We start from the raw sequence: 13,591 nt of genomic DNA, 5'->3' as shown, positions 1-13,591 counted from the left end.
ATGGCTTTGAATATTTTTAAGCATCGCTTACCACTAATGCTGACCCTGACCGTTACCTTGTTCATTGCCGGTTGTGCCAGCAGGCCTGGCGCAGAGTCAACGTTGGCGCAAACTGTCACCCCTGCAGAGCAACAGACCGGCGACAACGAATATGTGGAAGCGGCTGAAGCCGCAGCGCCAGTCACGCCGGCGTATGTCGATCCGCGCGACCCACTCGAGCGGATAAACCGGCCGTTATGGGATTTTAACTACGATATCCTCGACAAATATCTGTTGCGACCAGCCACCGTTGGCTATATGACCGTTGTGCCCAAACCTGCCCGCCGCGGATTAATTAACGTCGTTGAGAACCTGGGAGAACCCGCCAGCTTTCTCAATGGTTTACTGCAGGGCAAACCCAGCCGTGCCGCTGTAAGTGCCGGACGTTTTCTGGTTAACTCTACCGTTGGTATTTTCGGGCTGTTCGATGTTGCGGCCAAAATAGGGCTGGCTGAGGCAGAAGAAGATTTTAACCAGACCTTAGCGGTTTGGGGGGTTGGCGATGGCGCCTTTCTGATGATCCCAGCCAGAGGGCCTACAACCGTTCGCGGAACCGCCGGAGGTATTGTTGATGGCTTATACTTCCCTCTGGGCTTACTTAACACCCCTTTAACGCTAACCCGGTTTGCAATTGATGCGCTGGACAGCCGCGAGCAGCTGATGAATGTTGAGCAAATGCTGGAAGACTCACTTGACCCTTATTCTTTTGTCAAAGAGTCGTATTATCAGCGGCAGGAATTTAAAATATACGACGGTAATCCACCGCAGCCTGAAGAAGAAGAACTGGATGACGAGCTGCTGGACTATCTGGACGAGTTTCAATGATCAACAGGATGTTGTCTAAGGATTATTATGATTAAAGTACTCAGCGTATTCGGAACCCGCCCCGAAGCGATAAAAATGGCACCGCTGGTTAACTTATTAAAAGACGATAGCGAAATTGACAGCCGGGTGTGTGTAACCGGGCAGCATCGGGAAATGCTGGATCAGGTGCTAAGTTTATTCCAGATAGAGCCAGAGTACGATCTGGCCATAATGAAATCCGGCCAGGACTTGTACGATGTCACCACCAGCATTTTATTGAAAATTAAGCCGGTGCTACGCGACTTTAAACCTGATATCGTACTGGTGCACGGTGATACCAGTACAACCTTTGCAGCGGCACTAGCCTGCTACTATGAAAAGATTGCCGTCGGGCATGTCGAGGCCGGGCTGCGTACCGGTAATATTTACAGCCCATGGCCGGAAGAAGCAAACCGCAAACTAACCGGTGCTATTACCCGCTTGCATTTTGCCCCTACCGACACATCAGCTGCTAATCTGTTGGCCGAAAACGTTGCCGCCACCAGTATTGTGGTTACCGGCAATACCGTTATTGATGCCTTGTTGCAGGTTGTCAGTAAAATAGGCCGGGACGATAAACTTAACAGTGCTTTTGCTAAGCAGTTTCCCTTCGGTCAGCATGGCCGGCGGTTAATTCTGGTTACCGGCCATCGTCGAGAAAGTTTTGGCGGCGGCTTTGAACAAATTTGTGCTGCGCTGGCAGATATCGCCAAAGCGTTTTCTGACTGCGATATCGTTTATCCGGTGCATTTAAACCCCAATGTGCGCGAGCCGGTTTACCGGTTACTAAGCGATGTATCAAATGTGCATCTGATTCCGCCTCAGGATTATCTGCCATTTGTTTACTTAATGAGCAATGCCACCCTGGTACTAACTGATTCGGGTGGTATTCAGGAAGAGGCGCCATCGCTGGGTAAACCAGTGCTGGTTATGCGGGATACCACGGAACGACCAGAAGCAGTAAGTGCTGGTACGGTGAAGCTGGTCGGTACTGACCGGCAAAAAATTGTCGAGCAGGTGAGCCGGCTATTAACCGACAGCGAATACTATCAAAGCATGAGCTTTGCCCATAACCCTTATGGCGATGGTAAAGCCTGCGAGCGTATTGTCACTGCGATTAAACAGCAGCTTGGCGCAGGTAACAGGGAATAAACAGATGTTTAAATCGATTGATTGGCCATGTTATGCTGCACGCCGTGAACATTTGGACCAAGACACCAGCCAAGATGTTAGTGTTATATTAAGGACATAAATACATGGATTTTAGTCAGATTATCGCTGATTCCACGAATAATGGCGCTGCACCCGGCCGGCGCTGGCTGATTACCGGCTGTGCCGGTTTTATTGGCTCGAATCTGCTACAGGCGTTACTTGCGGCGGACCAGCAGGTTACCGGCCTGGATAATTTTGCCACCGGCCATCAGCGTAATTTAGATGAAGTAAAGAACCTGGTAAGTCCAGAGCAGTGGCAGCGCTTTAATTTTATCGAGGGTGATATTCGTAACCCTGAGCATTGCGCTCGGGCAGTAACAGGTGCCGATTATGTGCTGCATCAGGCAGCACTGGGGTCAGTACCACGTTCCCTGGCCGATCCTGTAACCACTAATGAAGTGAATATCAGCGGTTTTTTAAATATGCTGGTGGCAGCACGTGATGAAGGTGTTAAGCGTTTTGTTTATGCCGCGTCTAGTTCTACTTATGGCGACCACCCGGCATTACCTAAGGTGGAAGCCAATATTGGCAAGCCATTATCCCCTTACGCAATTACCAAGTATGTTAACGAGCTTTACGCCGATGTATTCAGCCGCAGCTATGGTTTTCACAGTATCGGCCTGCGCTATTTTAATGTATTTGGCCCAAGGCAGGACCCGAACGGCGCCTATGCTGCAGTGATCCCTAAGTGGACCGCCGCGATGATTGCCGGAGATAAAGTAGTAATAAACGGCGATGGCGAAACCAGTCGCGATTTCTGCTTTGTCGATAACGCAGTGCAGGCTAACTTGCGTGCGGCGCTGGCAGACATTGAGCAAAGTGAAGTGTTTAATGTGGCAGTAGGTGACAGAACTACCCTGAACGAATTATTTCGCGCTATTCAGACAGCACTAGCCAGCAATGGCATTGCTTACCCGCATTGCCCCGAATATGCTGATTTCAGGCCGGGCGATGTCCGGCACTCACAAGCTGATGTCAGTAAAGCGCGGCTGATGCTTGGCTATTTGCCCAGCCACACTATTAACGAAGGTATTGCAGTAGCGATGCCCTGGTATATTGCCCAGCCAGCCCAATAATGGCAAAAGGATACATATGACAGCTTTAACAGATGCAAAACTGGCCATTATTGGCTTAGGTTACGTTGGCCTGCCATTGGCAGTCGAGTTTGGTAAGCACTACCAGACCCTGGGCTTTGATATAAACCAGGCCCGGGTAAGTGAGTTAAAAAGCGGCACTGACCATACACTGGAAGTCAGCAGTGAGGAGCTTGCCAGCGCAGCTAAACTGCAGTTCAGTCATCAGCTTGATGATTTAAAAGCCGCCAATATTTATATTGTAACTGTACCCACACCAATAGATGAGCATCGCCGGCCTGATTTAACCCCATTAATTAAAGCCTCTGAAACTCTTGGCAAGGTGATTACGCCGGGCGACATTGTTATATACGAATCGACGGTATACCCCGGCGCTACTGAAGAAGATTGTATTCCGGTGATTGAGCGGGTGAGCGGCCTGAAATACAACGTCGATTTCTATGCCGGCTACAGCCCGGAGCGGATTAATCCGGGTGACAAAGAGCACCGGGTTACCACCATTAAAAAAGTTACGTCGGGCTCAACACCTGCTATTGCCGCCACAGTTGATGCCTTGTATGCCAGTATTATTACCGCAGGCACCTATCAGGCCAGCAGTATCCGGGTAGCGGAAGCCGCCAAAGTGATTGAAAACACCCAGCGTGATTTAAATATTGCGTTAATAAATGAACTGGCAGTTATCTTTAATAAACTGGGCATTGATACTGAAGAAGTGTTGCTGGCAGCCGGAACCAAGTGGAACTTCCTACCGTTTCGGCCAGGTTTAGTGGGCGGACATTGTATCGGTGTTGATCCTTACTATTTAACCCATAAAGCGCAATCAATTGGTTACCACCCTGAAGTTATTCTGGCCGGGCGGCGGATTAACGACAGTATGGGCCGTTATGTGGTCAGCGAACTGGTTAAAGCCATGGTGAAAAAGCGCATTCATGTCGCCGGTGCCAAAGTGCTGTTAATGGGCCTGACCTTTAAAGAAAACTGCCCGGATATCCGTAATACTAAAGTGATTGATATTGTCAGTGAGCTGAAAGAATACGGCGTTACAGCAGACGTGTACGATCCCTGGGTCGATGCTAAAGAGGCCGAACACGAATACGGTATTACACCGGTTAAACATCCGGCCAATGGCAGTTACGATGCCATTATCCTGGCGGTTGCTCATAAACAGTTTCGTGATATGGGCACCAGTGGTATCAAGGCTCTTGCGAAGCCAGAACACATTATTTATGACCTTAAATATTTGCTACCGGCAGGTGACGCAGACTTAAGGCTGTAAGCATGCATTAAAAGAAGGAGCAGAATGGTTTTAAATCTCTCTGCTCCTTTTTTATTTGGTAAGATAAGTCAGGTTAATGTGTTATCGCCTGAGTATCAGCTTGCAGGTTATCATTGAATGAAAGTAAATAAATTGGCCTTGGCGGGTGCTTTACTGCTGGAAATTAAACATCACCATGACGAGCGTGGCTATTTTGCAGAAACCTATCAGCAAGAAGAGCTAAATGCCGCCGTTGGTTTTGCTGCAGGGTTTGTTCAGGACAACGAGGCTCTGTCTGCGTTTGGGGTGCTGCGCGGCTTGCACTATCAGAGGCCGCCATTTGCCCAAAGTAAACTGGTTAGAGTAATACAGGGCACAGTGTTGGATATTATTGTAGATATTCGTCATGGCAGCCCCACATTTGGACAGCATCTGGCCACCAAGCTCTCTGCTGACAAACCGCAGCAGCTTTTTATCCCCCGTGGTTTTGCGCATGGTTATCTGACACTAACTGCACAGGCGTTACTGCAATACAAAGTCGATAACTATTATCACCCGGCGGCCGATTGTGGTTTAAATTATGCTGACCCGGTTCTGGCTATTGATTGGTTACTACCTAAAGAGCAATTGTTACTATCTAAGAAAGACCAGCAACAACCAGTATTGAGCGAACTTCCGCGGCATTTTACGTTCGAAGATCACGCTGATGGCTAACAGGGTACTGATTCTGGGTGCTTCAGGCCAGCTTGGACAAGCCTTAAAAGCTGAAGTGGCAATGCTTGCGCAACCAACCCGTGAGATCTTTCATTTTATCTCCCGGCCGATACTGGATGTTACTGATAGCATAGCACTTCAGCATTGCCTGCAGCGGTATGCACCAACTGTTATTATTAATGCCTGTGCTTATACTGCAGTCGACAAAGCTGAACAAGAATCAGCGCAGGCGTGGCGGTTAAACCAGCAGTTAGTCACTGAGCTCAGCCTGTACGCAAAAGCCAATGGAGCGGCGCTGCTGCACTTTAGTACTGACTATGTGTTTAATGGTGGGCAAACCCAACCATATATGGAGACCGACAAGCCGGCTCCCCTTAATCAATATGGTAGCAGCAAGCTGGCCGGTGAGCGGGCAATGCTTGAAATTGCTCCTGCCGGATTGATATTGCGGACCAGCTGGTTATATAGCGAATTTGGCCATAATTTTGTTCGCAGTATTGTTAATCAAATTCGCCAGGGCAAACCTTTGCAAGTGGTCAATGACCAAATAGGCAGCCCTACCTATGCCCGCGAGCTTGCTGCACTTTGCCTGAAGCTGATTACTGCGGCGGGTTTTGCTGAGCGTTTTGCCAACCCTGTATTGTTGCACTGTGCTGGTCAGGGCCAGGCAAGCTGGTATCAATTGGCGCAGGAAGTTGCGATATTAACTGACAGCAATCTGACCGTTAGTGCTGTACAAAGCAAACAATGGCCTGCAATAGCAAAGCGGCCGGTATTCAGCGCTTTGTGCAGCAAACAACTGCTTCAACACTCAGGGGTTTGTTTGCCTCCATGGCAGCAAAGTGTAGCAGCTTGTCTGCGTAATATTGCTGAGGTTAAATAGTGATATTGGTCGGGTACCCACGATACTGTTTTTTGGGGTTAGCAGAATATTGTGGCGGCGTAAAAGAAAAGGAACAGAGTAACTGTCTTAAACCAGAAATTCTGTTAGTATTTGCCGCCTGATTACAGCTGGTATGGGCTGAAAACACGGAATTCGCTGTCGGGCACAACGTTTTTTCATTAGTGCATCACAGTGTTTTAACGATAAAAAAGGCTTTAACGGGAGTTTTACGGGTGTATAAAGTAACTAAAACACTTTTGATGTGTTTAATGCTGGCGCTTACAACGGGCAACGTGGCTGCGGTTACGCCGTCACCAGCCATGTTGGAACAGTTAAAGAAACTGCCACGTTCAGAGCAGGAACGGCTGGCCCGTCAATATGGCTACGAGCTACCCGGCTCAACCAGCAACAGAAGTGTCAACGAAAAACCTCAGGATGTTGAAAAACTCCAGCAACCTAACCGAAGATCTGAGGAACAACAACCCGAGCAGAAAGGCGAAAAAAAAGAGCCCGAGCGTTTTGGCCTGAAGTTATTTGACGCTGAAATCAGTACTTTTGCTCCTGTCAGCAATCAGCCCGTACCCGAGAGTTATGTGCTTGGTGCTGATGACCAGCTGCTATTACAGTTATTTGGTAAACAAAGCGACAGCTATACCCTTGATGTATCACGTGACGGCAATATTATGCTACCCGATATTGGTCCGGTTAATGTGGCGGGTTTGAGTTTCAGCACTGCCAGTGAACTTATAGTTGAGCGGATCCGCAGTGCCAATATTGGCTTAAATGCTGCAGTGAGTATGGGGCAGCTTCGTACGATTAATATTTTTGTCGCTGGTGAAGCGAAATACCCTGGGGTATACGCAGTATCAGCTTTAACAACGGTAACTCAGGCCTTATTTGTAGCCGGTGGCGTTTCCGACATTGGCAGCCTGCGTGAAATTGAAGTAAAGCGTGCCGGTGAAACAGTAGCCCGCTTTGACTTATATGATTTATTGCTGCGTGGAGACAGTCGCAACGATGTGCATCTGAAACATGGCGACGTATTATTCATTGCGCCGGTAAAAGCACTCGCTGAAGTGCGCGGTGAAGTAAAGCGACCGGCCATTTATGAAGTAAAGCGTGGTGAAACCCTGGGCGATCTGCTGGCAATGGCTGGCGGGGCTAAAGCAAACGGTTACATAAGTGCTGCAGTACTTGAACGTTATAATGAGCAGCGTCTGCGCGACTTTATTAACGTTGACCTGACTAAACAAGCAGACAACGCAATTGATGCTAAAGCGGGTGATGTCTTGCGAATTGCCGCAAGTTCGCTGCGGGTAGAAAATCAATTAGTTCTGGCTGGCGCGGTGGCGCGTCCGGGCTTCTATGCCTGGCATGACGGTTATCGGGTAACAGATATTATTCGTTCACTTTGGTCTGATTTACTCCTTAGTGCCGATTTGCATTACGCTTTAATAGTGCGCCAGATAAACAGTGCCGGTGATATTGAAGTTATTCAGTTTGATCTGGTTAACGCCCTGGAAAATCCTTCGGGCGCGGACAATGTTCAGCTTAAGCCGCGCGATACCCTGGTTGTGTTTCATCATGTTGATCAATTTTATCAGCGCGAAAAACTTAACCAATATATGCGTGACACTATTCTGGAGCAGTTAGAGTGGCCACCAGAGCAACGCTGGCTGATAGGTGATTTGGCCAGTACAGCGTTTACCGAGATCCAGAAACCTGTTGACCCTGAAGCACCTGAAGTGGTTGTTACCGAAGCTCAAAAGGATACCCAGTTATTATTTATGACTGAGCTTGAACAGCAGGCTTTGTTACAGGCAACCCTGTCTGATGTGCTGGAGCGGATATACACAGATCCTAAAGCGCTGGCATTAAGTTCGCATTTTAGCCGTAAAGAATTACTTTATCCGATACTGCAAAAGTTGCGACAGCAGGCCCGGGCCAATAACAACCTTAAAATAGTTACCGTTGGCGGTGATGTAAAAGTGCCGGGAGAGTATCCGCTTACTGTGGACGCTACGGTAACAGATTTAGTTGCGGCTGCCGGTGGTTTAAATGATTCTGCCTATTTCAACCGGGCCGAGCTTAGCCGCACCAGTGGAATTAATGATCAGCTAAACGGTGTTCGTATTTCTCATGAAACCATTGATTTAGCAGCAATATTTTCAGGTAATGCAGCCGATGTTGCACTACAAAGCCGCGATCGTTTAAATATTTTTGCTACACCGGAATGGAAAACAGACCGTGAAGTTACCCTTTCCGGCGAAGTGCGGTTTCCCGGTGTGTATAAAGTTCGCCAGGGCGAGCGTTTGTCAGATGTGATTCAGCGTGCGGGGGGCTTAACTGATAATGCATTTGCTTTTGGCGCTGTATTTACCCGCGAGCAAATCAGGAAAAAAGAAACGGCTCAAATGGAAAAGTTGCTGGAGCAATTGAAGTCTGATGTAGCAACCCGGGCCTTATCAACCGAGCAAACACAGGCTACCCCGCAAGACTCTATGTTCCTGCTACGTGAATTGGGAAAAATAGAACCGGTCGGCCGTCTGGTTATTAATCTTGAACAAATAGTCGCGCAAAACCCACAGTATGATATGCCGGTTGAAGATAAAGACATGTTATTTGTACCAAGACAAAATCGGGCAATAACCATTGTTGGTGAAGTACAGTATGCGGGCACACATCGGTTTGATGGTTCGGCAAGCGTGCGTAATTACTTAGATTTAGCGGGCGGCTTACGCAAACGTGCCGACAATGACCGGGTATTTATTGTGCGAGCCGACGGTTCAGTTGCATTGCCTGAATCCGGTGGTTGGTTTGGACGCAATAAAACCAATTTGTTACCAGGTGATACTATAGTCGTGCCACTGGACACAGAATATAAAGATAGTCTGACACTTTGGGGACAAATTACCCAGATATTCTATCAGTCTGCGATTGCACTGGCGGCGTTAAACAGCTTTTAAAACTACGGATTAGAAATGAGTACAGAGCAAGTACAAGTAATAGCTGAACACAATGTCGCTAATCAGCATGCCAATACAAATCATCATGATGAAATTGGTCTCAAAGAGCTATTTGCAGCCATTTGGCGGGCTAAGTTCTGGTTGGCTGGGGTATCGTTTCTGGTGGCGGTTTTAACAGCATTTTACAGCCTGACGCTACCAAACATTTATCGTTCTGAAACGTTAGTTTCACCGGTAACGGAAGCAGCAGGCGGAAAATTATCAAGTTTGGCCGGTCAGTTTGGTGGTATCGCTTCTCTTGCCGGCATAAATCTTGGTAGTAAAGACAGCAATAAAACCTCAATCGCGCTGCAAAAGTTAAAGTCGCGGGAATTTTTCTTCAACTTTGCCCAACAATATGATGTGTTGGTACCGTTAATGGCTGCCAAATCCTGGGATCCAGATACTAACAAATTGATATTGGACAGCGATATTTATGACGAGGCTGCCGATAAGTGGGTAAGACAAGTGCGACACCCCCGCCAGGCGAAGCCCAGCCTGTTAGAGGCGCATGAAACATTTCTGGATAATCTTACGGTTAATCAGGATAAAGAAAGTGGCATGATCAAAATTATGTTTGACCATGTATCGCCTGTGATTGCGCGTGATTGGGTAACTGCATTGGTCGCTGCTATTAATAATGAAATGCGTCAGGCAGACATTAATGAAGCGCAGTCAGGTATCGCTTATCTTGAACAGCAAATTGCCCAGACTAAAATAAGTGAAATTCAAACTGTTCTTTATCAGCTGATTGAAGAACAAACAAAAACATTAATGCTGACTAACGTTAAACCTGAATATGTATTTGAGACGATAGACCCGCCGGTTGTTCCTGAATTAAAACTAAAGCCAGCCCGGGCTTTAATGGTGATAGGTTCAGCCGCGCTGGCGGGTATTTTAGGCGTTGGTATTGTTTTAATTCGTTTGGTGTTAAGTAAAGAATAATGAAGATACTTCTTACTGGTGGTGCTGGCTTTATTGGTTCAGCGACTGTGCGCTACATTATCGGCCATTGCCAGGCTAGCGTGGTTAATGTCGACAAGCTTACTTATGCGGGTAATCTCAATTCATTATCGGCAGTGGCAGATAATCCGCGTTATCACTTTGAACAGGTGGATATTTGTAATCGCAGCGAGCTTGAGCGCGTTTTTATTCAACACCAACCCGATTTAGTGATGCACCTGGCTGCTGAAAGCCATGTCGATCGCTCCATCGATGGTCCGGCGGCATTTATCGAAACCAATATCGTTGGTACTTACACCCTGCTGGAAGTGGCGCGCAGTTACTGGAACGGTTTAGATCCCCAGCGTAAAGCGGCTTTTCTTTTTCATCATATTTCAACAGATGAAGTATTTGGCGATTTGGATGGCACTGATGATTTATTCACCGAAACAACGCCTTATGCTCCAAGTAGCCCATACTCAGCCAGTAAGGCCAGCTCTGACCATCTGGTAAGGGCCTGGCATCGCACCTATGGTTTACCAGTTATCATAACTAACTGTTCAAATAACTACGGGCCTTACCATTTCCCCGAAAAATTAATCCCGCTAATTATTCTGAACGCTTTAGCAGGTAAACCACTGCCGGTATACGGCAAAGGTAATCAAATTCGCGACTGGCTGTTTGTGGAAGACCATGCCCGGGCGCTATATAAGGTGGTTACTGAAGGCAAGGTAGGCGAAACCTACAATATTGGCGGCCACAATGAAAAACAGAACATTGAAGTTGTACAAACTTTATGTGCTTTACTGGAAGAGTTAGCTCCGGACAAGCCTGCCGGCGTTGCCCGGTACCAGGACTTAATTACCTATGTTGCAGACCGGCCAGGCCACGATTTGCGCTATGCGATAGATGCCGGCAAAATTGAACAGGAACTGGGCTGGAAGCCACAAGAGAGTTTTGAAAGCGGTTTACGAAAAACCGTGCAGTGGTTTCTGGCCAATAAAAGCTGGTGGCAGGCAGTGCTGGATGGCAGTTACGCGATGCAGCGGTTAGGGCAGGGGAGCTGATTACATGAAAGGCATTATCCTTGCTGGTGGCTCAGGCACCCGGTTATATCCGATAACCCGCGGTGTTTCTAAACAACTGCTGCCGGTATATGACAAACCGATGATCTATTATCCGCTATCGGTGCTTATGCTTGCTGGCATTCGCGACATTTTAGTTATTACTACACCTGAAGATCAGGCCGCGTTTCAACGGCTGCTTGGCGATGGCAGTGATTTTGGCATTAGCCTCAGTTATGCCATTCAACATAGCCCGGATGGACTGGCACAGGCCTTTATTATTGGCGAACAGTTTATTGGTAATGACAGTGTTTGTTTAGTGCTGGGTGACAACATATTCTATGGTCAGAACTTCAGCCCTAAGTTAAAGCAGGCTGCTGCCAGGACAACGGGCGCAACGGTGTTTGGTTATCAGGTGCGGGATCCAGAGAGATTTGGTGTAGTGGAGTTTGACGAAAATCGCAAAGCGATATCGATAGAAGAAAAGCCTGTTAAGCCAAAGTCAAAGTATGCCGTTACCGGTTTATACTTTTATGATAATGATGTGATTAGTATTGCCAAAAATATTGCGCCGTCAGATCGTGGTGAACTGGAAATAACCTGTGTAAATCGCGAGTATCTTAAACGTGGTATGTTGCAGGTGGAAATGCTGGGGCGTGGTTTTGCCTGGTTAGATACCGGGACTTATGACAGCTTACTGGAAGCGTCATCCTTTGTTCAGACGATAGAGCATCGGCAGGGTTTTAAAGTTGCTGTGCTCGAGGAAATTGCCTTTCTCAATGGCTGGCTGAATACGGAAGATATTTCGCGGATTGCCGCTTCTATGGCAAAAAATACGTATGGTCAGTATCTGTCAGAGTTGGTGAAAACAACATGATCCCGGTAAATAAACCTTTTCTGCCCGCTTTTGAAAAATACACCAGATATCTTGAGAAGGTGTATGCCAAAGCATGGCTAACCAATAATGGCCCTATGGTGCAGGAGCTCAAGGTACGACTTGAAGACTACCTTGGCGTCAAAAACCTATTACCTGTTGCCAATGGCACGCTCGCTATGCAATTAGCCTATAAGGTTTTCAGTCTTGAGGGTGAGGCGGTAACAACGCCATTTACGTTTATTGCCAGTAGCAGCAGCTTAGCCTGGGAAGGTATTACCCCCCGATTCGCTGATATTAATCCGAAGAGCTACAACCTTTGCCCGCAAGCCGCAGCTAAATTAATCTCGGCCAACACGTCGGCTATTGTACCAGTACATGTTTACGGTAACCCTTGTGATGTTGATGCCTTTGCTGCGTTGGGCAAACAGCATAATCTGAAAGTTATTTACGATGCGGCTCATGCTTTTGGTATTAAAATTGGTCAGCAAAGTGTATTAAATTTTGGAGATGCCTCGACCTTGAGTTTTCATGCCACCAAGGTTTTTCACAGTGTTGAAGGTGGAGCTGTAATTTTTAAAAACAGCGATGATTATGAACGCGCTGTGTTAATGACAAATTTTGGTATTGATACCAGTACCGGCGGTATTGTTGACAATGGCATTAACACCAAGCTCAGTGAAATGCACGCTGCAATGGGATTGGCCGTGCTGGACAATATAGATGCTATCATGCAGCATCGTGTTGCTCTGTTTGAACAATATCAGCAACAGTTAAATGAGGTTGCAGCCATGCCGCAGTGGCACGGGCAGGCAAATACCAACGGTGCTTACATACCAGTGACTTTTGCTGACGCTGCGCAGTGCAGCAAGGTTTTGGAGCACCTGGCGCAGCAAAAGATCACCGCCCGGCGCTATTTTTCTCCTTCACTTAATACATTAGCGCAATACAGTGCAAACGCTACCGATAGCTGCCCGCTATCTGAATCTCTGGCAACACGTACTTTGTGCTTACCGCTTTACTATGATTTGTCCGCAGAGCAGGTTTCAACAGTGACTAATGCTGTTAAAAAGGCCGTGTATGGCACTGCTGACTGAACAACAACTCCGGACTATAGGCTTTAAAGCGGTAGGGCAGAATGTCCGGATTTCTGACAAGGCGAGTATATATAATGCCGCTAATATCAGCATTGGAGACAACGTCCGGATTGACGATTTTGTTGTATTGTCAGCCGGAGCCGGTGGTATTTCATTAGGCAATCATATTCATATCGCGGTCTATACCAGTCTGATAGGCGCGGGAGCTATTACGATAGGTGACTTTGCCAATTTATCATCCCGGGTATCTGTTTACAGCTCATCTGACGACTACTCAGGTGAAACGATGACTAATCCCTGTGTACCTGACGAGTATAAAAATGTGTTGCATGCTGCTGTAACGTTTGAGAAGCACGTTATTGTCGGTTGTGGCAGCGTTGTTCTGCCAGGTGTGACCTTACATGAAGGTGTTGCAGTTGGCGCTTTAAGCCTTGTTACCAAAACCTGTCAGCCATTTGGTATTTACGCCGGAACCCCTGCACGCTTTGTTAAAGCCCGAAGTCGCGACTTACTGAATTTAGAGCAGGACTATCTTGTTTCTGCCATTTCAGCTAACAAAGGTAAATAAT

At 47.3% G+C, this 13,591-nt stretch carries 12 protein-coding genes; all 12 read left to right on the top strand.

All coding sequences use genetic code 11. The features are described from left to right. A complete protein-coding gene (locus tag KQY15_RS01740; protein WP_217666666.1) occupies positions 1-864 on the top strand; it encodes an MlaA family lipoprotein in 864 nt (287 codons plus the stop codon). Positions 865-891: 27 nt separating this feature from the next. Next, a complete protein-coding gene (gene wecB, locus KQY15_RS01735; protein ID WP_217666665.1) occupies positions 892-2,034 on the top strand; it encodes a non-hydrolyzing UDP-N-acetylglucosamine 2-epimerase in 1,143 nt (380 codons plus the stop codon). A gap of 104 nt (positions 2,035-2,138) precedes the next feature. Then, positions 2,139-3,170 carry an SDR family oxidoreductase gene (locus KQY15_RS01730; RefSeq protein ID WP_217666664.1) on the top strand — a complete coding sequence of 344 codons (1,032 nt, stop codon included), beginning with the start codon at positions 2,139-2,141 and terminating at the stop codon, positions 3,168-3,170. Between the two features lie 16 nt (positions 3,171-3,186). Then, positions 3,187-4,464, top strand: coding sequence for a Vi polysaccharide biosynthesis UDP-N-acetylglucosamine C-6 dehydrogenase TviB (tviB, locus tag KQY15_RS01725; RefSeq protein ID WP_217666663.1), 1,278 nt, complete (start codon positions 3,187-3,189; stop codon positions 4,462-4,464). 117 nt (positions 4,465-4,581) lie between these two features. Continuing rightward, complete coding sequence (rfbC, locus tag KQY15_RS01720; protein ID WP_217666662.1) at positions 4,582-5,157, top strand: dTDP-4-dehydrorhamnose 3,5-epimerase; 576 nt, start codon at positions 4,582-4,584, stop codon at positions 5,155-5,157. Next, on the top strand, positions 5,150-6,040 hold the full coding sequence (gene rfbD / locus KQY15_RS01715; protein ID WP_217666661.1) for a dTDP-4-dehydrorhamnose reductase: 891 nt from the start codon (positions 5,150-5,152) through the stop codon (positions 6,038-6,040). Before rfbC ends, rfbD begins: the two co-directional genes overlap by 8 nt. Before the next feature lie 233 nt (positions 6,041-6,273). Then, positions 6,274-9,006 (top strand): SLBB domain-containing protein, encoded by a 2,733-nt coding sequence (locus KQY15_RS01710; protein ID WP_308160215.1) that lies wholly within the window; start codon positions 6,274-6,276, stop codon positions 9,004-9,006. A 15-nt stretch (positions 9,007-9,021) separates the two neighbouring features. Beyond that, positions 9,022-9,990, top strand: a complete 969-nt coding sequence (locus KQY15_RS01705) for a Wzz/FepE/Etk N-terminal domain-containing protein (RefSeq protein WP_217666660.1) — start codon at positions 9,022-9,024, stop codon at positions 9,988-9,990. Continuing rightward, positions 9,990-11,054 carry a dTDP-glucose 4,6-dehydratase gene (rfbB, locus tag KQY15_RS01700; protein ID WP_254795385.1) on the top strand — a complete coding sequence of 355 codons (1,065 nt, stop codon included), beginning with the start codon at positions 9,990-9,992 and terminating at the stop codon, positions 11,052-11,054. The genes KQY15_RS01705 and rfbB overlap by 1 nt, the downstream gene beginning before the upstream one ends. Before the next feature lie 4 nt (positions 11,055-11,058). Continuing rightward, a complete protein-coding gene (rfbA, locus tag KQY15_RS01695; RefSeq protein ID WP_217666659.1) occupies positions 11,059-11,928 on the top strand; it encodes a glucose-1-phosphate thymidylyltransferase RfbA in 870 nt (289 codons plus the stop codon). Then, positions 11,925-13,022 carry a DegT/DnrJ/EryC1/StrS family aminotransferase gene (locus tag KQY15_RS01690; RefSeq protein WP_217666658.1) on the top strand — a complete coding sequence of 366 codons (1,098 nt, stop codon included), beginning with the start codon at positions 11,925-11,927 and terminating at the stop codon, positions 13,020-13,022. Before rfbA ends, KQY15_RS01690 begins: the two co-directional genes overlap by 4 nt. After that, a complete protein-coding gene (locus KQY15_RS01685; RefSeq protein ID WP_217666657.1) occupies positions 13,006-13,590 on the top strand; it encodes an acyltransferase in 585 nt (194 codons plus the stop codon). Before KQY15_RS01690 ends, KQY15_RS01685 begins: the two co-directional genes overlap by 17 nt. Position 13,591: the final 1 nt, after the last annotated feature.

This window comes from Arsukibacterium indicum, from assembly GCF_019100565.1.
GTDB lineage: Bacteria > Pseudomonadota > Gammaproteobacteria > Enterobacterales > Alteromonadaceae > Alishewanella > Alishewanella indicum.
The sequence above is the reverse complement of the archived record's forward strand: the minus strand, read 5'-3'. Positions and strand labels throughout refer to the sequence as shown.

Coding starts and splice junctions, on each gene's coding strand:
- KQY15_RS01690 (WP_217666658.1), top strand. CDS start 11,925: ATGATCCCGGTAAATAAACCTTTTCTGCCCGCTTTTGAAAAATACACC.
- KQY15_RS01740 (WP_217666666.1), top strand. CDS start 1: ATGGCTTTGAATATTTTTAAGCATCGCTTACCACTAATGCTGACCCTG.
- rfbD (WP_217666661.1), top strand. CDS start 5,150: ATGGCTAACAGGGTACTGATTCTGGGTGCTTCAGGCCAGCTTGGACAA.
- rfbB (WP_254795385.1), top strand. CDS start 9,990: ATGAAGATACTTCTTACTGGTGGTGCTGGCTTTATTGGTTCAGCGACT.
- KQY15_RS01705 (WP_217666660.1), top strand. CDS start 9,022: ATGAGTACAGAGCAAGTACAAGTAATAGCTGAACACAATGTCGCTAAT.
- KQY15_RS01685 (WP_217666657.1), top strand. CDS start 13,006: ATGGCACTGCTGACTGAACAACAACTCCGGACTATAGGCTTTAAAGCG.
- rfbC (WP_217666662.1), top strand. CDS start 4,582: ATGAAAGTAAATAAATTGGCCTTGGCGGGTGCTTTACTGCTGGAAATT.
- rfbA (WP_217666659.1), top strand. CDS start 11,059: ATGAAAGGCATTATCCTTGCTGGTGGCTCAGGCACCCGGTTATATCCG.
- KQY15_RS01730 (WP_217666664.1), top strand. CDS start 2,139: ATGGATTTTAGTCAGATTATCGCTGATTCCACGAATAATGGCGCTGCA.
- tviB (WP_217666663.1), top strand. CDS start 3,187: ATGACAGCTTTAACAGATGCAAAACTGGCCATTATTGGCTTAGGTTAC.
- wecB (WP_217666665.1), top strand. CDS start 892: ATGATTAAAGTACTCAGCGTATTCGGAACCCGCCCCGAAGCGATAAAA.